This window comes from Pseudonocardia sp. Ae717_Ps2 (assembly GCF_001932475.1).
In the GTDB taxonomy this organism is placed as follows: Bacteria; Actinomycetota; Actinomycetes; order Mycobacteriales; family Pseudonocardiaceae; genus Pseudonocardia.
The window spans coordinates 4,135,418-4,157,384 of the sequence record NZ_MCIS01000001.1; the positions used below are offsets into that span (position 1 = coordinate 4,135,418).

At 73.0% G+C, this 21,967-nt stretch carries 24 protein-coding genes; 8 read left to right on the top strand and 16 right to left on the bottom strand.

Annotated features, from left to right (window positions below; translation table 11 throughout):
* Positions 1–27 precede the first annotated feature (27 nt).
* The 3 genes from eat to eutC are packed head-to-tail and all read left to right on the top strand — an operon-like array spanning position 28 to position 3,511.
* On the top strand, positions 28–1,422 hold the full coding sequence (gene eat, locus Ae717Ps2_RS18975; RefSeq protein WP_075311001.1) for an ethanolamine permease: 1,395 nt from the start codon (positions 28–30) through the stop codon (positions 1,420–1,422).
* Complete coding sequence (locus Ae717Ps2_RS18980) at positions 1,419–2,795, top strand: ethanolamine ammonia-lyase subunit EutB (RefSeq protein ID WP_075310999.1); 1,377 nt, start codon at positions 1,419–1,421, stop codon at positions 2,793–2,795. Before eat ends, Ae717Ps2_RS18980 begins: the two co-directional genes overlap by 4 nt.
* Entirely contained in the window at positions 2,792–3,511 is a 720-nt protein-coding gene (gene eutC, locus Ae717Ps2_RS18985) for an ethanolamine ammonia-lyase subunit EutC (RefSeq protein ID WP_075310997.1), read from the top strand. Before Ae717Ps2_RS18980 ends, eutC begins: the two co-directional genes overlap by 4 nt.
* Here eutC and Ae717Ps2_RS18990 read toward each other — a convergent pair.
* Entirely contained in the window at positions 3,480–4,463 is a 984-nt protein-coding gene (locus tag Ae717Ps2_RS18990) for an LLM class flavin-dependent oxidoreductase (protein ID WP_158071512.1), read from the bottom strand. The genes eutC and Ae717Ps2_RS18990 overlap by 32 nt on opposite strands.
* A 45-nt stretch (positions 4,464–4,508) precedes the next feature.
* Between Ae717Ps2_RS18990 and Ae717Ps2_RS18995 the strand changes: the two genes are divergently transcribed.
* From Ae717Ps2_RS18995 to Ae717Ps2_RS19005, 4 genes are read left to right on the top strand one after another with little or no spacing between them, the layout of a single operon-like run.
* A complete protein-coding gene (locus Ae717Ps2_RS18995; protein ID WP_233147626.1) occupies positions 4,509–5,489 on the top strand; it encodes an ABC transporter substrate-binding protein in 981 nt (326 codons plus the stop codon).
* Positions 5,486–5,740: a hypothetical protein gene (locus Ae717Ps2_RS39215; RefSeq protein WP_233147627.1), complete on the top strand. Its 255-nt coding sequence runs from the start codon at positions 5,486–5,488 to the stop codon at positions 5,738–5,740. The genes Ae717Ps2_RS18995 and Ae717Ps2_RS39215 overlap by 4 nt, the downstream gene beginning before the upstream one ends.
* Positions 5,741–6,634, top strand: a complete 894-nt coding sequence (locus Ae717Ps2_RS19000; RefSeq protein WP_233147628.1) for an iron ABC transporter permease — start codon at positions 5,741–5,743, stop codon at positions 6,632–6,634. It abuts the gene before it with no gap.
* A complete protein-coding gene (locus Ae717Ps2_RS19005; RefSeq protein ID WP_075310991.1) occupies positions 6,631–7,395 on the top strand; it encodes an ABC transporter ATP-binding protein in 765 nt (254 codons plus the stop codon). Before Ae717Ps2_RS19000 ends, Ae717Ps2_RS19005 begins: the two co-directional genes overlap by 4 nt.
* Positions 7,396–7,467: 72 nt before the next feature.
* Here the strand turns inward: Ae717Ps2_RS19005 and Ae717Ps2_RS19010 are convergent, their stop codons facing one another.
* The 15 genes from Ae717Ps2_RS19010 to Ae717Ps2_RS19080 all read right to left on the bottom strand — a co-directional run bounded on the left by Ae717Ps2_RS19010 (position 7,468) and on the right by Ae717Ps2_RS19080 (position 21,094).
* Positions 7,468–8,547, bottom strand: coding sequence for an ABC transporter ATP-binding protein (locus Ae717Ps2_RS19010; protein WP_075333675.1), 1,080 nt, complete (start codon positions 8,545–8,547; stop codon positions 7,468–7,470).
* A gap of 30 nt (positions 8,548–8,577) precedes the next feature.
* Positions 8,578–9,069: a hypothetical protein gene (locus tag Ae717Ps2_RS19015; protein ID WP_143510406.1), complete on the bottom strand. Its 492-nt coding sequence runs from the start codon at positions 9,067–9,069 to the stop codon at positions 8,578–8,580.
* Positions 9,066–9,767, bottom strand: a complete 702-nt coding sequence (locus Ae717Ps2_RS19020; protein WP_075333677.1) for a hypothetical protein — start codon at positions 9,765–9,767, stop codon at positions 9,066–9,068. Before Ae717Ps2_RS19020 ends, Ae717Ps2_RS19015 begins: the two co-directional genes overlap by 4 nt.
* A complete protein-coding gene (locus Ae717Ps2_RS19025; protein ID WP_075310985.1) occupies positions 9,764–10,348 on the bottom strand; it encodes a hypothetical protein in 585 nt (194 codons plus the stop codon). The genes Ae717Ps2_RS19020 and Ae717Ps2_RS19025 overlap by 4 nt, the downstream gene beginning before the upstream one ends.
* Positions 10,345–10,899 (bottom strand): hypothetical protein, encoded by a 555-nt coding sequence (locus Ae717Ps2_RS19030; protein ID WP_075310983.1) that lies wholly within the window; start codon positions 10,897–10,899, stop codon positions 10,345–10,347. The genes Ae717Ps2_RS19025 and Ae717Ps2_RS19030 overlap by 4 nt, the downstream gene beginning before the upstream one ends.
* Positions 10,896–12,416, bottom strand: coding sequence for an MCE family protein (locus Ae717Ps2_RS19035; protein ID WP_075310981.1), 1,521 nt, complete (start codon positions 12,414–12,416; stop codon positions 10,896–10,898). Before Ae717Ps2_RS19035 ends, Ae717Ps2_RS19030 begins: the two co-directional genes overlap by 4 nt.
* Positions 12,413–13,651 carry an MCE family protein gene (locus Ae717Ps2_RS19040; protein ID WP_075310979.1) on the bottom strand — a complete coding sequence of 413 codons (1,239 nt, stop codon included), beginning with the start codon at positions 13,649–13,651 and terminating at the stop codon, positions 12,413–12,415. Before Ae717Ps2_RS19040 ends, Ae717Ps2_RS19035 begins: the two co-directional genes overlap by 4 nt.
* Positions 13,648–14,814 (bottom strand): MCE family protein, encoded by a 1,167-nt coding sequence (locus tag Ae717Ps2_RS19045; RefSeq protein ID WP_020628037.1) that lies wholly within the window; start codon positions 14,812–14,814, stop codon positions 13,648–13,650. The genes Ae717Ps2_RS19040 and Ae717Ps2_RS19045 overlap by 4 nt, the downstream gene beginning before the upstream one ends.
* Positions 14,811–15,836 carry an MCE family protein gene (locus Ae717Ps2_RS19050; protein WP_075333678.1) on the bottom strand — a complete coding sequence of 342 codons (1,026 nt, stop codon included), beginning with the start codon at positions 15,834–15,836 and terminating at the stop codon, positions 14,811–14,813. Before Ae717Ps2_RS19050 ends, Ae717Ps2_RS19045 begins: the two co-directional genes overlap by 4 nt.
* The gene (locus Ae717Ps2_RS19055) at positions 15,824–16,843 is read right to left on the bottom strand and encodes an MCE family protein (protein ID WP_020628035.1); all 1,020 of its coding nucleotides are present in this window, start codon (positions 16,841–16,843) and stop codon (positions 15,824–15,826) included. Before Ae717Ps2_RS19055 ends, Ae717Ps2_RS19050 begins: the two co-directional genes overlap by 13 nt.
* Positions 16,840–18,081, bottom strand: coding sequence for an MCE family protein (locus Ae717Ps2_RS19060; RefSeq protein WP_158071513.1), 1,242 nt, complete (start codon positions 18,079–18,081; stop codon positions 16,840–16,842). Before Ae717Ps2_RS19060 ends, Ae717Ps2_RS19055 begins: the two co-directional genes overlap by 4 nt.
* Before the next feature lie 11 nt (positions 18,082–18,092).
* Positions 18,093–18,935, bottom strand: a complete 843-nt coding sequence (locus Ae717Ps2_RS19065) for an ABC transporter permease (protein ID WP_198932212.1) — start codon at positions 18,933–18,935, stop codon at positions 18,093–18,095.
* Between the two features lie 10 nt (positions 18,936–18,945).
* Positions 18,946–19,728 carry an ABC transporter permease gene (locus Ae717Ps2_RS19070; RefSeq protein ID WP_198932213.1) on the bottom strand — a complete coding sequence of 261 codons (783 nt, stop codon included), beginning with the start codon at positions 19,726–19,728 and terminating at the stop codon, positions 18,946–18,948.
* A gap of 472 nt (positions 19,729–20,200) precedes the next feature.
* On the bottom strand, positions 20,201–20,482 hold the full coding sequence (locus tag Ae717Ps2_RS19075) for a cytochrome C oxidase subunit IV family protein (protein ID WP_233147629.1): 282 nt from the start codon (positions 20,480–20,482) through the stop codon (positions 20,201–20,203).
* 3 nt (positions 20,483–20,485) lie between these two features.
* Positions 20,486–21,094, bottom strand: a complete 609-nt coding sequence (locus Ae717Ps2_RS19080) for a cytochrome c oxidase subunit 3 (protein ID WP_075310973.1) — start codon at positions 21,092–21,094, stop codon at positions 20,486–20,488.
* Positions 21,095–21,238: 144 nt separating this feature from the next.
* Between Ae717Ps2_RS19080 and Ae717Ps2_RS19085 the strand changes: the two genes are divergently transcribed.
* Complete coding sequence (locus tag Ae717Ps2_RS19085) at positions 21,239–21,961, top strand: hypothetical protein (protein ID WP_075310971.1); 723 nt, start codon at positions 21,239–21,241, stop codon at positions 21,959–21,961.
* The last annotated feature ends 6 nt before the right edge of the window (positions 21,962–21,967 follow it).

A 21,967-nucleotide genomic window follows, 5' to 3' on the forward strand; every position in this document is an offset into this window, starting at 1 on the left:
GGTGACGACGCGCCCCGGGAGGACGCCATGGCGAACGATCCGTCGGACTACCTGGAGCGACGACGGCTGCGCACCGGGGCGGCGGGCTGGGTCCTGCTCGCCGGTCTCGGCGTCAGCTACGTCATCTCCGGCGACTACTCGGGATGGAACTTCGGTCTCGCCGAGGGCGGGTTCGGCGGGCTGCTGATCGCCGGCGTCGTCATCGCCGCCATGTACTTCGCGATGGTGCTGGGGATGGCCGAGCTGTCCTCGGCGCTGCCGGCGGCGGGCGGCGGCTACACCTTCGCCCGGCGCGCGCTCGGCCCGTGGGGCGGGTTCGCGACCGGCACCGCGATCCTCATCGAGTACGCGATCGCCCCGGCCGCCATCGCCACCTTCATCGGCGCCTACGTCGAGTCGCTCGGCCTGTTCGGCATCACCGACGGCTGGTGGGTCTACCTGGCCGCGTACGTGCTGTTCATCGGCATCCACATCGCCGGCGTGGGCGAGGCGCTCAAGGTCATGTTCGTGATCACCGCGATCGCCGTGGTCGGACTGCTGATCTTCGCCGTCGCCGCGGTGCCGCTGTTCGACGCGGGCAACCTCGTCGACATCCCGCCGACCGACGCCGCCGGCGCCTCGGCGTTCCTGCCGTTCGGCTGGCTGGGGATCTGGTCGGCGGTGCCGTTCGCGATCTGGTTCTTCCTCGCCCTGGAGGGCGTCCCGCTCGCGGCGGAGGAGGCCCGCGACCCGGAGCGCAACGTCCCCCGCGGGATCGTCGCGGCGATGCTCGTCCTGCTCGTCACCGGCGCGCTGGTGCTGGTGCTGGCGACCGGGGCGCTCGGCGCGCAGGCGCTCTCGGAGTCGGGCAACCCGCTGGTGGAGGCGCTCGGCGGGTCCACGGCGGGCGTCGTCGTCAACTACGTCGGTCTCGCCGGGCTCGTCGCCAGCTTCTTCTCGATCATCTACGCCTACTCCCGGCAGACCTTCGCGCTGTCGCGGGCCGGGTACCTGCCCCGGGCCCTGTCGGTGACCAACGGTCGCAAGGCCCCCACGCTCGCGCTCGTCGTGCCCGGCGTGATCGGGTTCCTGCTGTCGCTGACAGGGCAGGGCGCGGTGCTGCTCAACATGGCGGTGTTCGGGGCGGCACTGTCGTACGTGCTGATGATGGTCAGCCACATCGTGCTGCGCCGGAGCGCGCCGGAGATGCCCCGCCCGTACCGCACCCCGGGCGGGGTCGCGACGACCGGGTTCGCCCTGGTCGTCGCGGTGCTGGCGGTCGTCGCGACCTTCCTGGTCGACCCGGTCGCCGCCGGCGCGACCCTCGGCGCCTTCGCCCTGTTCATGCTGTACTTCGCGCTCTACTCACGACACCACCTGGTCGCCGCGGCACCCGACGAGGAGTTCGCCGCGCTGGCCCGCGCGGAGGAGGAGCTCACGTGACGGTCCGCCGGACCACGCTCGGGGGCCACACCCACGAGTTCGCCGACCTGCGCGCACTGCTGGCCGCGGCCACGCCACAACGGTCCGGGGACGTGCTTGCCGGGGTCGCTGCCCGCTCGGAACAGGAACGGGTCGCCGCCCAGACGGTGCTGGCCGACCTGCCGCTCGCCACCTTCCTCGACGAGCAGGTCGTCCCCTACGAGGACGACGAGGTGACCCGCCTGATCGTCGACTCGCACGACGCCGACGCGTTCGCCCCGGTCGCGTCGATGACCGTCGGCGAGTTCCGCGAGCACCTGCTCGACCCGGCCACCGACACCACCGCGCTCGCCCCCGGACTGACCCCGGAGATGGTCGCGGCGACCTCCAAGCTCATGCGACTGCAGGACCTGATCGCCGTCGGGCGGCGCACCCCGGTCGTCACCGCGTTCCGCTCGACGGTCGGGCTGCCCGGCACGATGGCGACCCGGCTGCAGCCCAACCACCCCACCGACGACCCCGCCGGGGTGACCGCCTCGATCGTCGACGGGCTGCTGCTCGGCTGCGGCGACGCCGTCATCGGCATCAACCCGGCGACGGACTCGCCGCAGCGCACCACCGACCTGCTGCACCTGATCGACGAGGTCCGCACCCGCTACGACATCCCCACCCAGTCCTGCGTGCTCGCCCACGTCACGACCTCGATCGAGATCATGGAACGCGGCGCCCCGGTCGACCTGGTGTTCCAGTCGATCGCCGGGACCGAGGCCGCGAACACCGGGTTCGGGGTGACCCTGGCGATGCTGCGGGAGGCGCACTCCGCCGCGCTGTCGCTGGACCGCGGCACCGTCGGCACGCAGTGCATGTACTTCGAGACCGGCCAGGGGTCCGCGCTGTCCGCCGACGCCCACCACGGCGTCGACCAGCAGACGCTGGAGGTCCGCGCCTACGCCGTGGCGCGGGCGTTCGACCCGCTGCTGGTCAACACCGTCGTCGGGTTCATCGGGCCGGAGTACCTGCTCGACGGCAAGCAGATCACCCGCGCCGGGCTGGAGGACCACATGTGCGGGAAGCTGCTCGGCGTCCCGATGGGTGTCGACGTCTGCTACACCAACCACGCCGAGGCCGACGCCGACGACACCGACGCGCTGCTCACCCTGCTCGGCGCGGCGGGCTGCTCGTTCGTCATCTGCGTGCCCGGCGGCGACGACGTGATGCTGCACTACCAGTCGCTGTCCTTCCACGACGCGCTCTACGCCCGCCAGGTGCTCGGGCTGCGTCCCGCGCCGGAGTTCGAGGCGTGGCTGACCACGATGGACATGCTCGACGGCGACGGGCGGCTGCGGGACCTGCCCGCGGGCGCCGTCCGGACCCTGACCGCGGGTGTCCGGTGAGCGACCCGCTCGACGTGCTGCGCGCCTCCACCCGGGCCCGGGTGGCGCTCGGCCGCGCCGGGGACGCCCTGCCGACCGCGCGGCTGCTGGAGCTGCGCGCCGCGCACGCCGCCGCCCGCGACGCCGTGCACACCCCGCTCGACGTCGACGCGCTCGCCGAGCGGATCACCGGGCTGGGGGTGTCCACGCTGCACGCCGCGGGCGCGCCCGCCGACCGCACCGAGTACCTGACCCGGCCCGACCTGGGCCGCCGCCTCGCCGCGGGCACCGAGCTGCCCCGCGGCGACCACGACGTGGCGCTCGTCGTCGCCGACGGGCTCTCGCCGCGGGCGGTCGCCGAGCACGCCCCGGGGATGCTCGCCGAGATCCTGGAACGGCTCGACGGCTGGCGGGTGGCCCCGGTCGTGATCGCCACCCAGGCCCGGGTCGCGCTCGGCGACGAGATCGCTTCCGCCCTCGGCGCCCGGCACGTCGTCGTGCTCGTCGGGGAGCGGCCGGGGATGAGCTCGGTGGACTCGCTGGGGCTGTACTTCACCTACGACGCCCACCGCGGGCGCCGCGACTCCGAGCGCAACTGCATCTCCAACGTCCGCCCGCCGCACGGCACCGGCTACGCCGCCGCGGCGACCACCCTGGCGCTGCTGATGAGCGAGGCGCGGCGGCTGAAGCTGTCCGGGGTCGCGCTCAAGGCCGATCCGGCGCTGCCGCCGGGCTGAGCGGCCCGCAGCGGGCGCCCCCGCGGCCGGCCGGGGTGGCCCCGGTCGTACCCGGTCCGGCCGCGACCGGCGGTGCGCCGGCCAGCTCCGCCAGCCCGCGCAGGACCGGACGCAGCTCGGCCAGGGTCAGCCGGGCGGGCTGGACGTGGCAGAGCAGGTCGGTGGCGTAGGGCAGGCAGGGATCCGCCTCCAGTGCGGCGCGCACCTCGGGGCCGGTGCCGGCGTGGACGTTCCCGGCAGCGAACCAGGCCGCCGGATCGTGTCCGCGCCGGGCGACGTGCGGCGCGAGCAGCGCGTGCACGGCCGCGCGCGAGGAGCCGGGAAGCACCGGCCGGGACAGCCCGACCCGGGCACCCCCGGCGGCGCGGAACCGGGCCAGCAGCCCGGCGGAGCGTCGGTCGTCGGGTCCGGCCGGGCCGGAGCGACGCCCCGACAGCAGCCCCAGGCCGTGGCGCGCGGCGGTGTCGACGCCCTCGGGGGACGAGGTCGCCAGCCACAGCCGCTCCCGCAGACCCGGTGCCCGCGGGGTGACGGCCGGCCCGGTGCCGGTGAGCGCGTCCAGGGCGGCGCCCAGACGGGCGTACCGCTGCGCCGGGTCGGCGCCGAACGCCTCGGCGACGCCCGGGTCGGACCCGGCGCCCAGTCCCAGCTCGAGCCGGCCACCGCTGAGCACGTCGACGGTGGCCGCGTCCTCGGCGAGGCGCAGCGGGTGCTCCAGCGACGCCACGACGACGGCGGTGCCCAGCCGGATCCGCGAGGTGGCTGCGGCGACCGCGGCCAGGACCACCAGCGGTGAGGACGCGTGCCCCTGCTGGGCGCCGAGATGGTGCTGGGCCAGCCAGAACGACGCGAACCCCAGCTCCTCGGCGAGCACCGCGAGGCCGACGGTGTCGGCCAGCTCGGACGCCGCGTCGCGCGGGCCGGCCGCGTGGGTGAGCACGCCCCATCTCACACCGGACACTATGGACATCTGACGAGGTTTTCATACATTGGGTCGGTGCCCCCACCCCGTCTGCGCGTCGTCGGCGCCGCCCTGTCCCTGCTGCTGCTCGCCGGGTGCGGCGCCGCCGTCACCGACGCCCCGGCCGGTGGGGCGCCGGCCGCGGGGTTCCCGGTCGTCGACGACAACTGCGGCGTGACCACGACCTACACCGCGCCGCCCACCCGGGCGGTCACCCTGACCTCGAACGCCACCGAGCTGCTGCTGGAGCTCGGGGTGGAGCGGTCGATGGTCGGGACGGCGTACCTGAGGAACCGGCAGATCGGCGAGCGCTACGCCGCGGCGTACGCGACGGTGCCGGTGCTCGCGCCGGGCCAGCCGTCGCTGGAGCAGCTGCTCGCCGCCGAGCCCGACTTCGTCTACTCCGGCTACCCCGACGGATTCTCCGAGTCCAGCGGACACACCCGTGCGCGGCTCGCCGAGCTGGGCATCGACAGCCACCTCAACCCCGAGTCGTGCCGGGAGGGGCGTTCGGGCTTCGAGGACCTGTTCGGCGAGACGACCCGGATCGGCGCGATCTTCGGGGTGCCGGAGCGGGCCGAGCGCAGCGTCGAGGGCATGCGGGCCCGGCTCGACGCCGTCGCGGCGCAGCTCGGGACCGTCGATCCGGTGCCGGTGTTCGTCTACAACAGCGGCACCGACGCGCCCCGCACCGCGGGCGGCCGGGCGCTGCTCACCGACATGATCGAGCGTGCCGGGGGGCGCAACGTGTTCGCCGACCTCGACCAGCGCTGGGGCGAGGTGTCCTGGGAGCAGGTCGTACGCCGCGCCCCCGCCGTCGTCCTCATCTACGACTACCTCGACCCGAGCGTCGAGTCGAAGATCGCGACGCTGCGCGCGACGCCGGCACTCGCCGGACTGCCCGCTCTGGCCGGTCCGTTCCCGACGGTCCCGCTGTCGGAGGCCCAGCCCGGGCCGCGCTCGGTCGACGCCGTCGAGCGGCTGGCCCGCGAGCTGCACCCCGACCGGTTCCGGTGACCGGGCGCGCGCGGCTCCTCGCGGTGCTGCGCCCGGACGGGCCGCTCCCCGATCCCGCGCCGGCCCGCGGCGCCGGTCGTGGCGCGGGCCGCGACGGCGGGCGCGGCCGGGTGCCGACGGCGACGGCGGTCGCCGTCCTGGCGGTGCTGCTGGTGCTCGCCGCCGGTCTCGCGCTCACCACGGGCTCGGTGCACGTGCCCTGGTCGGTGACCTGGCGGATCCTCGCCCACCGGGTCGGCGGCACCGCCTAGGTGCCCGACCCGGACTGGTCGCGGGCCGACGACCTGATCATCGCCGACACCCGGTTGCCCCGGGTGCTGCTCGCCGGGCTGGTCGGCGCGGCGCTGACGGTGGCCGGGATGGTGCTGCAGGCCGTGGTGCGCAACCCGCTGGCCGGGCCGGGCGTCATCGGCGTCTCCGCGGGCGCGGCGACGGGCGCGGTGGTCGTGATGCGGTTCGGGCTGCTCGGCGCGGGCGCGCTCACCCTCAACGTGGCCGCGTTCGCCGGGGCGCTGCTGACCCTCGCCGTGGTGCTGGTGATCGCCCGCTCCGGCGGGCGGATCACCGTCCTGCGGCTGATCCTCGGCGGTGTCGCGGTCGGGTCGGTGCTGTCGGCGCTGACCAGCCTGCTGGTGCTGACCGCGCCCAGCCCCACGCTGGCGTCGCAGGTGCTGTTCTGGACCCTCGGCGGGTTCGGCGCCGCCCGCTGGGACGTGCTGGTGGTGCCGGCGGTCGTCCTCGGCGCCGGGGTCGTGGTGCTCGTGTCGCGGGCGCGTGACCTGGACCTGCTGCTGGCCGGCGACGAGAGCGCGGGCGCCCTCGGACTGGACGTGCACCGGTTCCGGCAGGCGATGTTCGTCGTCGTCGCCGTGCTGGTCGCGGTGACGGTCGCGGTGAGCGGGGTGATCGGCTTCGTGGGGCTGATGCTGCCGCACGTCGTCCGGTTCCTCGTCGGGTCCGGTCACCGGCGGGGCCTGCCGGTCGCGGTGCTGGTCGGCGCACTGTTCACGGTGCTGGCGGACCTGGTCGCGCGGACCGTCGTCATCCCCGAGGAGCTGCCGGTCGGGATCGTCACGGCGCTGGTCGGCGGCCCGTTCTTCGTGTGGTTGCTGCGCCGCGACGGGCGCCGGGAGGGTGCGCGGTGACCCCGCTGGAGATCGACGACGTGCACGTCGTCGCCGGGGCGGCCACGCTGGTCGCCGGGGTCTCGCTGACCGTCGGCGCGGGCGAGGTCGTCGGGCTGCTCGGCCCGAACGGCAGCGGCAAGTCCTCGCTGCTGCGCACCGTCTACCGCGTCGGGGTGCCGTCGTCGGGGACGGTCCTGGTCGAGGGGACCGACGTGCGGCGGGCCCCGGCGCGGTGGGTGGCCCAGCGGGTCGGCGTGGTCCTGCAGGACATGCCCTCGGACTTCCCGCTGACCGTGCGCGAGGTCGTCGCGATGGGGCGCTCGCCGCACAAGCGCCCGCTCGCCGCCGACGACCCGGTCGACGACGCCCTGGTCACCGCCGCCCTGGAGCTGCTGGAGCTCTCCCGCCTCGCCGGACGCCGCTTCGCCACGTTGTCCGGCGGTGAGCGGCAGCGCGCACTGGTCGCGCGGGCACTGGTCGGGCGCCCGGCGCTGCTGGTGATGGACGAGCCGACCAACCACCTCGACGTCCGCCACCAGCTGGAGCTGCTGGCGCTGGTGCGCGAGCTGGGCCTGCCCACGCTGGTGGCCCTGCACGACCTGAACCTGGCCGCGCGCTACTGCGACCGGCTGTGCCTGCTCGACGCCGGCCGGGCCGTGGCCACGGGGACACCCGCGCAGGTGCTGACCCCGGAGCGGATCGCCGCGGTCTACGGCGTCACCGCGACGGTGCTGGCGCACCCGTCGGCGGACTGTCCGCTGATCGTGCTGTCCCCCTGAGTACGGTCCGCCCGCGTCGGGTGGGTCCCACCCGGCGCGGGCGCCACGACGTCGGGCCGGGAACGGCCCGCCTCAGCCCCGCACCCGCGGCTGCACGTCGGTGGGCCAGTCGTCGCCGCCCGCTCCCGCCCGCGCCTCCTGCCGGGTGCTGCCGTCCCGCGACGGCCCGGCGAGCTGCGCGGTCGCGTCGACATCGGCGTACTGCTCCCGGATCGCCTCCTGCGCCGACGGCGGCAGCTCGTGCAACATCTCCATCACCCGCTCCCGGCGACGGTGCACCGCCTTCCGGTCCGGCATCCCCGTCGAGGCCACCAACTGCGGCTTCATCGGCGGACGACCCTCCAGCTCACCCGCCTCCTCCATCTCCCGGGCAGCCTGCGCAGCGTCCTTCTCCTCCGACATCCCGATCGGACCCTCACGACGACCGTTCAGGAACTGCGCCACCACCGGCTCGTCCGAGGTCAACAACACCTCCCGCGGACCGAACATCGCCAGATGCTTGCGATACAGCAGACCGATGTTGTCCGGCACCGTCTGCGCCGAGTTGATGTCATGGGTCACGATCAGGAACGTCGAATCCGTCATCGCGTTCAGATCGATGATCAACTGGTTCAGATACGCCGTACGCACCGGATCCAGACCCGAGTCCGGCTCATCGAACAAAATGATCTTCGGATCCAGCACCAACGCCCGCGCCAACCCCGCACGCTTGCGCATACCACCCGAGATCTCCCCCGGCAACTTCCCCTCCGCACCCACCAGACCGACCATGTCGATCTTCTCCATGACGATGTCCCGGATCGCCGACTCCGACTTACGCGTGTGCTCCCGCAACGGGAACGCGATGTTGTCGAACAAGTTCATCGACCCGAACAACGCACCGTCCTGGAACAACACCCCGAACAGCTTCCGGATCTCGTACAGCTCCGACTCCGAGCACTTGCACAGATCCACACCCTCGATGACGATCGATCCCCGCTCAGGCTTCAGCAGCCCGATCAGCGACTTCAGGAACACCGACTTGCCGGTACCCGACGGCCCGAGCAACACCGACACCTCGCCCGCGGGCAGGGTCAGGCTCACGTCCGACCAGATGTTGGCCCGACCGAAGGACTTCGTCAGCCCCTCGACCTTCACTTCGACGCCCGTCATCTCGTGGCCTCTCGACTCGCAGTTCGCGTACTAGAAGTTTCGCAGGTCCGACACCAACCAGCGCCCGTCGACGAACTCGACGATCACCTCGGCACGGCCGACGGTGGTCCGCTTGTCGTCGGACCCGCGGCTGGTGTCCTGGGTCAGGTAGAGCAGGGTGGTGACCCGGTCGGGCCGGGCGTCGACGACACCGGCCCGGGTCACCGTCGTACGGGTACCGACCCCGCGGTCCAGCGCCGGGCCCACGACCGAGTCGAGGACGGTGCCGAACTGGCGGCCGAAGTCGCCGGTGACGAGCCCGCGGGCCCGTGCGAGGTCGGCGTCCCGGGACGCGGGCTGGTAGCTGAGGACCTGCTCGGTGAGGGTCCGGGCGGCGGCGAGCCCGTCGGTCCTGGCCTGCTCGATCTGCTGGGCCGGGCGGACGACGACCAGGTGGACCACGACCGCCGCCACGGCGACCACCACGGCGAGCACGCCTGCCGTCGTCGTCACGGCGCGCCGGCCGGGGAGCGGGACCCTCACGGTGCGACCTCCACGGTCGAGACCTTCCACGAGCCCTCCTGGTGGGCGAGCGTCAGCAGCATCCGGAAGTCCCGCTTGGCACCGTCGGGGACCTCGGAGTTGCGGACGGTGGTGCTCGCGCTGACCAGCACGACGGCGGTGTCGTCGTCGGCCCGCTCGATCCCGACGGCGTCGATGCGTCCCTCGGTCGACACCTTCCCCTCCACCAGGATCTTCCCGAACACCTCGGAGAAGCGGCCGAGCTCGGTGCGGAACGGCTCCGCGGCGACGGCGAGCAGGTCCTCGCTGCGCTGGCGGGCGTTGTCGCCGCCGATGCTGATGAAGTCGTTCACGACGCGGGTCGACACGTCGGTGATCTCCCGCCGGTCGGCCTCGGCGCGGCTGGTGGACACCCAGCCCAGTCCGACGAGGACCGCACCGGTGAGGGCCAGCAGGAGCAGCAGGACGGCTGCCGCCGGGAGCAGGAGGCCCCGCCGCCCCGTGTCGGACGCCGTGGAGGCGGCGTCGGCGGGTGCGGCCTCACCGGGCGGTGCCGGTACAGGCTCATCGTCGGTCGGTTCCGCGGCGGATCCCGGCGCGACGTCGGGTCCCGTCTCCGTCGTCGTCTCCGGGCCACCCTCGGTGGCGGGGTCCGTGTCGGGCCCCCCGGCGGACCCGGTGGCCGCCTCGGTGCGATCCGTCCGCTCGCCCGCCGTCACGCCTGGTCCAGACCGGCGATCAGCCATCGGCCGTCGACCTCGCGCATCGTCACGGTCGCCGCCACGGTGTCCACCCGCTCCCCCTGGTCGGTCGTCGTGCTCTGGTTGACGAAGGCGAGCACCTTCGCGTCGCCGCTCTCGGAACCGATCCACGCGGCCCCGACCACGCGGGCCAGCGTGCGTGCCTTCAGCCGCTCCGCGTTCGGACGGACCGACTCGTCGAAGAGCCGCTCGTAGTCGTCGTGGAAGCTACCGGTCGTAGCCTCGTCGACGACCCTGGCGGCCGCGTCGAGCTTGGTGCCGTCGTAGGACAGCAGGGTCTGCAGCTGCGTCGTGGTCGCGGCCAGCACGTCGGCCCGGGTCCGCTCCTCGGCGCCGCCCGAGGCGAGCATCGCCCCGAGCACCCCCGCGGCGACGGCCAGCACCGCCGCCACGGCGGTCGACCCGATGACCAGCATGCGCCGCCGGGATCGAGCCGGGCGGGCGGCGCCGGTCGTGCCCCGGTCCTCGGTGTCCCCGGTGCCCACGCCGGTCCGGTCGTCGATCCGGTGGGGCCCGCCGTCGTCGCCGACCGGCCTCACGGCACGAACTCCAGTCGGGAGACCAGCCATCGTCCGTCCTCCTCCTGCACGGTCAGTCGCATCCGGTACTGGCGGGGTTCACCCTGGGGGACCTGGGTGTTGCGCACCGTCGAGTTCGCGGACACGAGCACCACCGCCCGCCCCGGCCCGTGCTCGGCGACACCGGCCGCGACGACCGATCCGGTCGAGGTGACCTCGGCGTCCCGGATCGCGCCGACGAAGCCGGCGGACCGGCCCGCGAGCTGGCTCGCGAACTCCCCCGTCGACCCGGCGGTGAGTCGCGCGAGGGTGTCCTGCGCGGTCGCCGGGTCGATGGTGAGCAGGTCGGTCACCGTCTGGCGGGCGGCCACCAGGGCCGGCTCGTCGTCCCCCGCCGCCGGTGCCAGCCGGACGGCCAGCACGGTGACCAGCACCGCCAGCAGCGCCACGACCACGACCAGTCCGGCCGGCAGCAGCGCTCCCGCGGGCAGGCGTCGCCGCCGGGACGCAGTCGAGTCCTCCTCGACCACGCCGACCGTGTCGACCGCGGCGTCCTCGGCCGGGGCGCTCATCCGCCCGCTCCGGCCGGAGCGGTGGCGCCGAGCGGGTCCAGCACGATGCCCTGCCACCCGGTGTTCGACGACGGGACCTGGTTCCCGTCGACGATCGGGGTGGTGCTGCCCGGCGGCAGGAAGATCCCGTCCAGCGCGACGGCGTCGGAGGGCAGGTAGCCCTGCTCCCCCGGGGCGTAGGGCTGGTTCTCCTCCGGGTCGGTGTTCGGCCCGCTGCTGGGCAGCCTGTCCGAGCGCAGCAGGTTGTCCGCGGTGCTCGTGGTCTGCGTGCCGGCCACCTCCATCTGGGTGTCGATCGCCGCCCGGCGGGCGGCCTCGGCCTCCTCCGGGCTCTGGAAGTTCAGGCCGCAGGACCGGGCGTCCGGGCCCCGACCGCCGGGGACCGGGGCTCCGGGCGGGCAGGCGTAGGCCTTGCCGCCGCGGGCCGCCTTGAGCGGGTCGGCGTCCTTGCAGCGCACGTCGCTCGGCGGCCGGGCCGGCGAGCTGTCGTTCGGCGGACGCCGGTCGACGACGAAGCCCTCGGTGCACGGCGCGGGATCGTTGACCTGCGTCTGCAGGTTGATCTTGATCGTGCCCGGGACCGGCGAGCTGCTCAGCGTCCCGATCGACGCCTGCAGCATCGACGGCAGGATCGTCAGCGTCTGCTGCAGGTGCGGGACGTAGACCCGGGTCACCTCACCGACCGAGGTCAGGTTCCCGAGCAGCTGCGGGAGCGGGTCCCCGACCTGCTTCACGAAGCTCGCGACCTCGTCGAGGGCCGGCGGGAACACGCCGAGGGTCGACCGGAGCGAGCCGTCGGCCTCCGCGAGCCGGCCGGTGAACGACGCCAGGTTCGCCAGGTAGGTCCGGATGTCACCGGAGGTGGCGTTCTGGGTGTCCAGCACCGGTGCGGCGTCCTCGATCAGCCGGACCGTCGGGTCCAGGTTGGCCTGGGCCTCGGTGGTGAGCAGGTCGAGCGAGTCGATCAGCCGCTGCAGGTCGTCGCCACTGCCGGCGAACGCCTTCCCGAGGTCGTCGACGGTGGCGTTGAGCTTCTGCCCCGGCACCGACGCGGCGAGTGCGTTGGCCTTCTCCAGCAGCTCGCCGGTCGTCGTCGGCAGCACCACCCGGTCGGCGGGGACGACCGCGCCGTCCTCGATGAAGGGGCCGGCGGTCGTGCGCGGCTCGAAGTTGACGTACTGCTCACCGACCGCGGAGACGCTGCGGACCTCCACCGCGGAGTCGACCGGGATCGGGTGGTCGTCGAGCACCTGGATGTCGGCCTCGACCCCGGTCGGGGTGAGCCGGACCTCGTCGACCTGGCCGATGGTGACGCCGCGCAGGGTCACCACGCCGTTGGTGTAGAGACCGGCGCCGGCCGGGAGCTCCAGGGTGACGGCGTTGCGCCCGATCCCGAGCATGCGGGGCACGTTCAGGTAGGTCACCGCTCCCCACCCGACGGCGATCGCGGCGATCACCGCGAACGCGACGAGCTTGCGGCCCGTGGTGGCGTTGATGCGTAGCGACGAGAGCCTCATCGGCCACCTCCGAACAGTCCGCCGAGGAGCCCGCCCTGGCCGTCCTCGGTCCCGTCGCCGGCCGGTGCCGGAGCCGGAGCCGCGCCCGGCAGGGGCAGTGCCCCCAGCGGCTGCTGCAGGGCCTCCCCGAACGGCTCCAGCGGTGCGGTCAGCGCGGGCGGAGCACCCAGCGGCGGCACCGCCAGCACGCCGGGGCTGCCCGGCGCGGGGAGCTGGAACCCGTCGACGAGGTTGTGGCGCAGGGTCTCCGGTGTGAGGTCCAGTACCAGGAACAGGTTGCCGTAGTCACCCCGGAAGATCCCGGGGAACGCCGTCGACGCTGGGAACGGGTAGGTCGCCAGCAGCTCCACGCCGCGGGTCAGGTCGCTGCCCGCGTCGGCGAGGCGCTTCACGGCGGGGCGCACCTGGCGCAGGTTCGCCAGGAGGTCCTCCTGGGAGCGGTCGACCAGGGTGCCGGTGGCACGGTCGAGCCGCTGGACGTCCTCGAGCGTGCGCACCAGCTGGGCACGGTCGTCGTTGAGCACCTTCAGCGCGCCCGGCAGGGTGTCCAGCGCCGCGGCGATGGTCTGGTTGTCCGCGTTCAGCGTCGCGCTGAGCCGGTCGAGCGACTCCAGCGCGCGGACGATGTCGTCGCGCTGCGCGTCGAGCCCGCCGACGAACCTCTCCAGGTTCCCCACCAGGCCGCGCAGGTCCTGCTGGCGGCCGTCGAAGACCTTGTTCAGCTCGGTGGTGATCGTCCGGACCTGCTGCAGCCCGCTGCCGTTCAGCACCACCGACAGCGCGCCGAGCAGCTCCTCGGTCTCCGGGTAGCGGCCGGTGTTCGCCAGCGGGATGACCGCCCCGTCGCCGAGGCTCCCCTCCGGAGCCGCGTTCGCGGGCGGGGCCAGCTCCAGGTACTCCGCGCCGAGCAGGGACTTCTGGGCGACCCGGGCCGTCGCGTTCGCCGGGAGCCGCACGTCGCGGTCCAGGCTCACGGTCAACCGGGCCTTCCAGTCGTCGACCTCGGTCCGGACGACGGAGCCGACCGGCACGTCGGCGACCATCACCTCGGCGTTGGGCACCAGGTTCGCGACCTGGGCCAGCTCCACCTGGACCTGGTAGGAACCGTCGCCGGTCCCGGGGCGCAGCGGCACCGGGAGCTCGCCGATGCTGGAGATCCCGCAGCCCGCCGCGCCCAGGGCGGCGACGAGCAGGACCGCGCTCAGCCGGGCGGTACGCGGCGTCCGGCCGGTCATCGGTTCCCTCCGATCGGGAGCGGGGGCGTGGGCAGCACGGGCGCCGAGGGATCGCCGTACTGGATCGGGTTGACCGCGACCGGCGGCGCGTCGATCCGCGCCAGGTCCAGCAGGGGGCCGAGGCCCGCGCGGCAGGCGTAGGCGGCGGCCGGGTCGTCGGCACCGGCCGGGGCGACGGCGGCGGCGCTGTCACACACCACCGCGGCCGGGCTGCGCAGGTTGGTCACCGCGACGTTCGCGGTCACCGCTCCGGTCTTCTCGTCGATGAAGTTCGCGAAGTTCGACACCGCGAACGGCGCCTTCTGCAGCAGGTCGCCGAGCGCCTGCCGGTTCTGCGAGATGTTCGCGACGACGTCGTCGAGTTTGCGCAGGTCGGTGGTGAAGGCGTCCCGGTGGTCGGAGACGAACCGCTGCACCAGTGGCGCCGTGCGTTCGAGCCCTTGCAGCACCTGGGCCAGCGCCTCCCGGTTGTCGGCGAGGATCCCCGAGGTGTCGGCGAGCTGGCTCTGGAACCGCGCGACCTGGGCGTCGGCGTCCTTCAGCGCGGTGACGAAGGTCTGCAGGTTGCGCACCGTCGCGAACAGGTCGCCGCGGCTGTCGGACAGCGTGCTCGACGCCTCGGACAACGTGCGGATCGTGTCGCGGATCAGCGGGCCCTGCCCCTGCAGGTTCGCCGAGGTCGTGTCGAGGAGCCGGTTGAGGGCGCCCTCGGTCTCGGCGGACTTCGGGGCGAGCGCCTGCGCGAGGCCGGCGACCTCGGTCTTGACCCGGTCGAACTCGACCGGGGAGACGGTGCGCTCACGCGGGATCTCGGCCCCGTCGGCGAGCTCGGGACCGCTCTCGTAGGGCGGGCCGACCTGCACGTAGCGGACACCGACCAGGGTGGGCGAGATGATCGCGGCGGTCGCGTCGGCGGGGAGTGTCACGTCGTCGTCGTAGCTCATGACGACCTTCACCGAGTCCGGGCCGGGCTCGACCGACTCGATCGAACCGACCTTGACCCCCAGCACGCGGACCTCGTCGCGCGGGTAGAGGTTCACGGTCTGGTCGAAGTACGCCGTGACGGTGCGGGTGCCGGAGCCGACCAGCGCCCACGTCGCGGCGGCCGCGACGACGAGCACCAGCACGACGACCAGCACCCGGGAGCGGGAGAGGACCGTCATCGGTCGCCACCGCCTTCCGGGGCGGCCGGGGTGCCACCGGGCAGGGCCGGGGACACCGGGGAGGCCTGGTCGAGCACCGACGGAAGGGTCTGGCGCGCCAGGTTGGTGGGGGGCAGGTTGGGCACCAGCGCGAAGAACCAGGGACCGCTGGAGATGGCTTCACCGAGGCTGCCCGCGTAGGTGTCGAGACCGGTGATCGCGGCCGCGAGGTTGCGGTCGTTGCGACGCAGCAGGTCGAGCACCTTCTCCAGCTCGGCCAGCGCAGGTCCGAGCTGGCGCTCGTTGTCGTGCACCAGCCCGTCGAGCTGGTGCAGCACGCCGGTGATGTTCAGCAGCAGCGACCGGATCACCTCGCGCCGGGCGCGCAGCTCCTCCAGCAGCATGTTCCCGTCGGTCACGAGCGTGGTGATGTTGCCGCTGCGCTCGGTGAGGACCGCCGACACCGACGCGGTGTGGTCGAGCAGCTGGCGCAGCTCGGCGTCGCGGGAGGAGATCGTCTGCGACAGCCGGCCGAGCCCCTCCATCGCCGAGCGGAGCTCGGGGGGTGTGTCGGCGAAGGTGTCGGCCACCGTGGTGAGCGACTCCGCGACCCGGTTCACGTCGAGGTCGGCCGTCTTGCGGGTGACGGTGTCCAGCAGCTCCTGGACGTCGTACGGCGACGACGTCCGGTCCAGCGGGATCACCGAGCCCTCGGCCAGCCGGCCGGTGCCGGCCGGGCGGACCTCCAGGAACTTGGCGCCGAGCACGGTCGCGGTCTTGATCGACGCACCGGTGGCGTCACCGAGGGTGCTGCCGTCGAACACGGTGAAGTCGGCCCGGACGGCACGGCCGGCCAGCTCGACGTCGCCGGACTTCAGACCGGCGGCCTCGCTGAACAGCGCCGAGTAGGACCCGGACGTCAGCTGGCGGGACAGGTAGCCGGAGTTCAGTGCCGTCACGGTCGCGAGCAGCGCGACCACCACGGCGACTGCTCCGACCTTCAGGAGGTTCAGCTCCTGGAAGCGGCGGTTCAGAACTGGCATCGAGCCTCCTGGCTCGCGATGGTGTCGGTCATGATCGGCGGGCCGACTCCGGGGTCGAGCCGGATCTGCACGCCGCAGAGGTAGAACTGGAAGCCCTGCTGGTAGATGCCGGCGCGACCGAGGATCTGGTAGTAGCCGGGGATCTGGGAGAACAGGTAGTTGAGGCGCTCGCCGTCGGAGTTGACCACCCGGGAGAGCCGGTCGACCTCGTGCACCACCCCGGCGACGTCCGGACGGGCCTCGCGGAGCAGGCCCTCGACGTCCCCGGCGAGGTTGCTCGCCCGCTCCAGCGACTGCCCGATCGAGGTCCGGTCCTGCGACAGCCCGCTGATCAGCTGCTGGAGCTGGACCACGGTGTCGGAGAGGCGGTCACGGCGCTGGTCGACGGTGCCGAGGACCCCGTTGAGGTTGGTGACGACCTGACCGATGACCTGGTCGCGGTCGGCCAGCGCACCGGTGAGGCTGCCGATCTGGCCCAGCAAGGCGTCGATCGAGCCCCCCTGCCCCTGCAGGACGGTGATGAGCGACTCGGCGAGCTGGTTGACCTGGGCCGGCTCCAGCCCCTGGAACAGCGGGGTGAAGCCGTTGTAGAGCTCGTCGAGGTCGAGCGCGGGATGGGTCTGGGTGACCGGGAGCGTCCCGCCGTCGGCGAGGACGCCGGTCGGCTGCGGGCCGCGCACGATCTCCAGGTAGCGCTGCCCGAGCAGGTTCTTGTAGCGGACGATGCCCTCGGAGCCGGTCTGCACCGGCACGTCGGAGCGCATGCTGAACGAGATCCGGGCCAGGTTGTCGGCACCGACCTCGACGGACTCGACGCGGCCGACGGTGATGCCGGCGACGCGCACGTCGTCCTTCTCCTTGAGCCCCGACGCGTCGGCGAACTCCGCGGAGTAGCGGGCCGACTCGCCGAAGCGGACCGAGCCGTAGGCGACGACGACCGTCGCCGCGCAGACCGCGGCCACGACGACGAACACCAGGACCCTCAGGAACTCGGCGCGGTGCCTCATCGGCCGCCCTCCTCTCCCGGCGCGGGGGCGGGCGCCCCGACGGCCTGACCGGACTGCCGCGGCGCGGACGGCGCCTGACCGAGACGCTCGGCGATCGTCGGTCCGAGATCGACGCCGCCGACCAGCGTGGCCAGCGGGTCACGGACCTCGATGCCGGCGTCGCGGGTGTCCAGGCGCGGCGAGCCGTCGTCGAAGTAGGTGTGCCGGGGGATCTCGCCGGGGCGCGGGATGCCCGGCCCGCAGTTCGGCTGGTCGACGCCGAGCTTCGGCGCGTTCTGCGAGGTGTAGCCGTCCTCACCGGGCTGGAACGTGGTGAGCGAGCGCAGGCCCGGCTGGGCGCCGCCGAAGCTGGGCTCCAGCAGGGCCCGCAGGTGGTTCAGGCTGGCCGCGGTGCAGGGCAGCACCGGGGCGTAGCGCTCGAGCACCGCGGTGGTCGGGCGCAGGGTCTTCAGCGTGCGGTCGAGGCTGTCGGTGTTGGCCTCCAGCACCCCGGACACGTCGGTGGAGAACATCGACAGCGACGCCAGCGTCGCGTCGATGCCGGCCTGCTCGTCGACGACGGTGCCCGCGGTCGTGGTCGCGTTGCGCAGCAGCGCGAGCAGGTCGGGGCCGGCGTCGGCGTAGGTGTCGAGCACCGGCGCCGCGGCCTGCAGGTCGCGCTGCAGCGCCGGCAGGCTCGGGTTGATGCGCTCCAGGTAGTCGTTGAACCGCACCAGGCTGGCGCCGAGCTCGTCACCCCGGCCGTTGAGGGAGGTCGACAGCGCGCCCAGCGCCGTGTTGACCTTCGCCGGGTCCACGGTGGTGAGCAGCCGGTTCAGGTTGTCGAAGACGATGTTCGCCTCGGTCTGCACCGACGACGCCGGGACGACGGCGCCGGCCTCGATCGTGCGGGGCTCCGGGGCGGGCGGCGGGACGAGGTCGACGAACTTCGGCCCGAACACCGTCGGCGAGATGATCCGGGCGGTGACGTTCGCCGGGATCATGTCGATCGTCGCGGGGTCCAGGGCCACCTGCACCAGCGCACCGCCGTTGCCGTCCGGCCGCACGTCCGACACCCGGCCGACGCGCACGTCGCGCATCGACACGTCGGCGTCGGGGAGCATGAGCAGCCCGGCCCGGTCGGTCTGCACGGTGGCGGACACGCCGGGGTCGAACACGTGCAGGTAGCTCGCCACGACGAGCACCGCACCGAGCAGCAGCACGCCGACGGCGGCGAGCCCGGTCATCTCGTGTCGCACGGGTCCCCCGCTCATCGCGACAGGTGGAGGGTCTCGGGGTCCGCGTAGAGCAGGACGGCGGTGACCAGGGCGGTGACCATCACGGCGATCAGCGACAGGCGCACGGCGCGACCGACCGCGGCGCCGACGCCGGCCGGACCGCCGCTCGCGGTGAAGCCGTAGAAGGCGTGGATGGACATCACGACGAAGGCGATCAGGGTGACCTGCAGCATCGAGGTGAGCACGTCGGTCGGGATCAGGAAGGTCGCGAAGTAGTGGTTGTAGGTGCCGACCGACTGCCCGTAGCCGAGCACGACGATGAGCTGCGTCGTCGCGAAGCAGGCGATCAGGGCCAGTGCGTACAGCGGGACGATGGCGATCGTCCCGGCCAGGATCCGGGTGGTGACCAGGAACGGCACCGACGGGACCGCCATGACCTCGATGGCGTCGATCTCCTCGCTGATGCGCTGGGCGCCGATCTCGGCGGTGAACGCCGCCCCGATCGTCGACACCAGCGCGACCCCGCCGATCAGCGGGGCGGCGAGCCGGATGTTGATGTAGCTCGCCAGGAAGCCGGTGAGGGCGTCGGTGCCGACCGCGTTGAGGGCCTCGTAGCCCTGCAGGCCGACGACGGCGCCCGCACTGGCGGTCAGGATCGCGACGACCACGACGCTGCCGCCGATCAGGACCAGCGCGCCGGTGCCGAAGCTGATGCTGGTGAGCTGCCGCAGCACCTCACCGAGGTAGCGGCGCAGCACGATCGGGATGCCGGCGTAGGCCTTGACGTAGAAGTCGACCTGTACCCCGACGGCCCGCAGCCCCGACCGGGGTCGCTCGACCATCCGCCCGAGGGCGGAGTGCTCGGATGTGTCCACGACGTCGTCCTCAGATCCGTGCCAGCTTGAGCTGGATGTCGATGGCGGTGAGCAGGGCGTTGATGATGAAGAGCAGGACGAAGGAGATGACGACGGTCTCGGTGACCGCCTGTCCGACGCCCTTCGACCCGCCCTCGGCGTTGAGGCCGCGGTAGGCGGCGACGAGCCCGGCGAGGGTCCCGAACAGGACTGCTTTGAAGGAGCTCACGGCGAAGTCGCCCTCGTCGGTGAGCAGGGTCAGCGTCGCGAGGAACTGGCCGGCCGAGGCGCCCTGCAGGCCGACCGACACGAGGTAGGCGACGACCTCACCGACCACGGTGATGATCGCGCTGAGGCAGACCGCGACCAGCGCGGAGGCGAGCACCCGGGGCAGCACCAGGCGGTGCAGCGGGTCGATGCCCATGACCTTCATCGCGTCGATCTCGTCGCGGATCTTGCGGGCGCCGAGGTCTGCGGCGATGGCCGTCGCACCCGCGCCCGCGGTGACCAGCACCGCGGCGATGGGGCCGATCTGGCGCAGCACGGCGAGGCCGGTCACGGCGCCCGCGACGTCCAGCGCGCCGATCTCGGCGAGCAGCTGGTTGATCAGCAGGATCACGACGCCGACGAACGGGATCGTCACCATGATCGCGGGCGCGAGCGAGACCGATGTGATGAAGCGGGTCTGGGCGAGGAACTCGCCGAACGGGAACGGACGCTTCACCACGGTCCGCGCCACGTCCAGGACGAAGGCGGTGAAGCTGCCGACGGTGCGCACCGCCCCGTCGAGGGTCGGCACCCGGGAGCCGCTCACCGGTCGACACCGGCCTCGGTGCTCCCGGCCGTGGCGACCGGGACCGCGGTGAGTGGACTCTTCATCGAGTGGCCTCCGTCATCGGTCCTGCCTAGCATCCATTTTCTAAACGAGGATCAGAAACGGAGGTTACGGGGGCGGAGGTCTTTTTCCGCTCCGTCCGTCGCCCCACCCGACCGGGTGACACGGGAGAACACGGCACGCTCGACGGTGAGCGGCGTCACTCCGACGACGAGCGGTCGCATCCGGCCCGATTCCGCATCTGACGTGCAGGAACGGGCCGACTTGCCGGCCGGAACCCGGCTGCGGGCCGGGCCCGGCCGGCGCCGTGACACGGCAGCGGCGCCGGACCGGGACGGCGCCGGCCCCGCCCCGCGCGGTCACCGACGACGGGAGCATCCGCCGGGTCGACGAGCTCTTCCGCCTAGCAGCGATTTACTTGAGGTGCCCCGAAACTGCGTCGAGCTCGCCCTCAGGCCAGGGCGACGATGCCCGCGAGCACCGCGCACGCGGCGACGCAGTAGAGCTCGAACAGCAGCCGCAGCACGACCGGGGCGTCACGCAGCTCCATGAAGTACAGACCGACCAGGCGCACCTTGAACAACGCCAGGACCAGCACCACGACCGAGGCCACGGTGCCCGAGGCCGGGCCGGTCCCGAGGATCCAGGACACGGTCGTGACGGCCACCAGCACCAGCCACACCACGGCGACCCGGTCCCGCCAGGCCGGCGTGCTCGACACGATCGAGGACACGGGTCACCTCACCAGGTAGAGCAGCGGGAACAGCACGATCCAGAGCAGGTCGACCATGTGCCAGAAGCACGCGGCGCCCTCGATCAGCGGCAGCCGGCCGGGGAGCCGGTCCGGGCGCCGGCAGGCCGCTGTCATCAGCGCCAGCGCCACCAGCCCGGCGAGCACGTGCAGCCAGTGCAGCCCGGTCAGCACGAAGAAGTACATGAAGAACTCGTGGGTGTTCGGGGTGATCCCCGCGCCGAACTTCGCACCCCACTCGAACGCCTTGATCACCGAGAAGGTCACCCCGCAGGCGATCGCCCCGCCCAGCAGCACCGTGGCCCGGTGGGCGACACCCGTCCGCGCCGCATGCACCGCCCGCACCACGAGCAGCGAACTGAGCAGCAGCACCAGTGTGTTCACCACGCCCGGCACCGGGTCCAGCCGGGCCTGGGCCGCGTCGAACCCGGCCGGGTCGCCCCCGCGGACCACGAGGTAGGTGGCGAAGAAGACGGCGAACACGGTCATGTCGCCCAGTACCAGGACCCACAGTCCCGGCTCGCCGGGCACGTGCCGCCCTCGGTCCGCGATCGGCGCCGTCGCCGGGGACGGCGACGCGCTGGTCTCGGTCATGCCCACTCCTTCGTGGCCGGTCCGGACCGGGTCGGACCACGGCCGTTGACAGCAGGGGGCGCGCGTGGTCTCTTCCGGTTAACCTACATTAGATTATGCCCGGACGGCGGTCCGGGCCATCCCACGGAAGGGGGCCGGATCGTCATGGACGACGACCGCGGTCTACGGATCCTCGGCTGGGCCGGACCACTCTCGATCCTGCTGGTGCTCGTCGGCTGGCTGAGCGCCGGGTTCTTCCCGCCGCCACCGCCGTCGCTGGCCGGCGAGGAGCTGCTGCGGTTCTGGGGCACCGACACCACGCTCAAGCAGCTGTCGATGGTGATCTGCGTCTGGGGCGGGGTGCTCTACGCCCCCGCGTCGCTCGCGGTCTTCGTGGCGCTGCGGCGCAGCGGCGACCTCGCGCTGAACCTCGGGCAGGCCTGCATCGGTGTGCTCGGCACGGTGTTCTTCTCGCTGAACTTCGTGCTGCTCTCGCTGGTGCCCTACCGGCTCGAGAACGGCGACAGCGGCTACTCCCAGCTGCTCCACGACGTCGGGTTCACGATGACGTTCATGCCGGTCGCGCCGTTCACGGTCCAGTACCTGCTGATCGCCGCGATCATCCTGCGGGACCGTTCGGGGCGGCTACCCTACCCGCGCTGGGTGGCCTACGTGAACATCTGGGTGGCACTGCTGCTGGTCCCGGCCACCTTCATCCCGCTGTTCCACTCCGGCCCGCTCGCCTGGAACGGCATGTTCAGCTTCTGGGTCCCGGTCGCGGTGTTCGTGGGCTGGTTCGTGGTGATGTTCCCGCCGCTGGTGGCCGGGCGCAGGTCGACCGCCCCCGCACCGAGCGCCACCCCACCGAGCGCCACCGCCCCGTCCTGAGGCGTC

What these genes read in the sequence shown, in the direction of transcription:
- eat (WP_075311001.1), top strand. Translation starts at nt 28, where the DNA reads ATGGCGAACGATCCGTCGGACTACCTGGAGCGACGACGGCTGCGCACC.
- Ae717Ps2_RS19010 (WP_075333675.1), bottom strand. Translation starts at nt 8,547, where the DNA reads ATGACGGGCGTCGAAGTGAAGGTCGAGGGGCTGACGAAGTCCTTCGGT.
- Ae717Ps2_RS19030 (WP_075310983.1), bottom strand. Translation starts at nt 10,899, where the DNA reads ATGAGCGCCCCGGCCGAGGACGCCGCGGTCGACACGGTCGGCGTGGTC.
- Ae717Ps2_RS19035 (WP_075310981.1), bottom strand. Translation starts at nt 12,416, where the DNA reads ATGAGGCTCTCGTCGCTACGCATCAACGCCACCACGGGCCGCAAGCTC.
- Ae717Ps2_RS19040 (WP_075310979.1), bottom strand. Translation starts at nt 13,651, where the DNA reads ATGACCGGCCGGACGCCGCGTACCGCCCGGCTGAGCGCGGTCCTGCTC.
- Ae717Ps2_RS19045 (WP_020628037.1), bottom strand. Translation starts at nt 14,814, where the DNA reads ATGACGGTCCTCTCCCGCTCCCGGGTGCTGGTCGTCGTGCTGGTGCTC.
- Ae717Ps2_RS19050 (WP_075333678.1), bottom strand. Translation starts at nt 15,836, where the DNA reads ATGCCAGTTCTGAACCGCCGCTTCCAGGAGCTGAACCTCCTGAAGGTC.
- Ae717Ps2_RS19055 (WP_020628035.1), bottom strand. Translation starts at nt 16,843, where the DNA reads ATGAGGCACCGCGCCGAGTTCCTGAGGGTCCTGGTGTTCGTCGTCGTG.
- Ae717Ps2_RS19080 (WP_075310973.1), bottom strand. Translation starts at nt 21,094, where the DNA reads ATGACCGAGACCAGCGCGTCGCCGTCCCCGGCGACGGCGCCGATCGCG.
- Ae717Ps2_RS19085 (WP_075310971.1), top strand. Translation starts at nt 21,239, where the DNA reads ATGGACGACGACCGCGGTCTACGGATCCTCGGCTGGGCCGGACCACTC.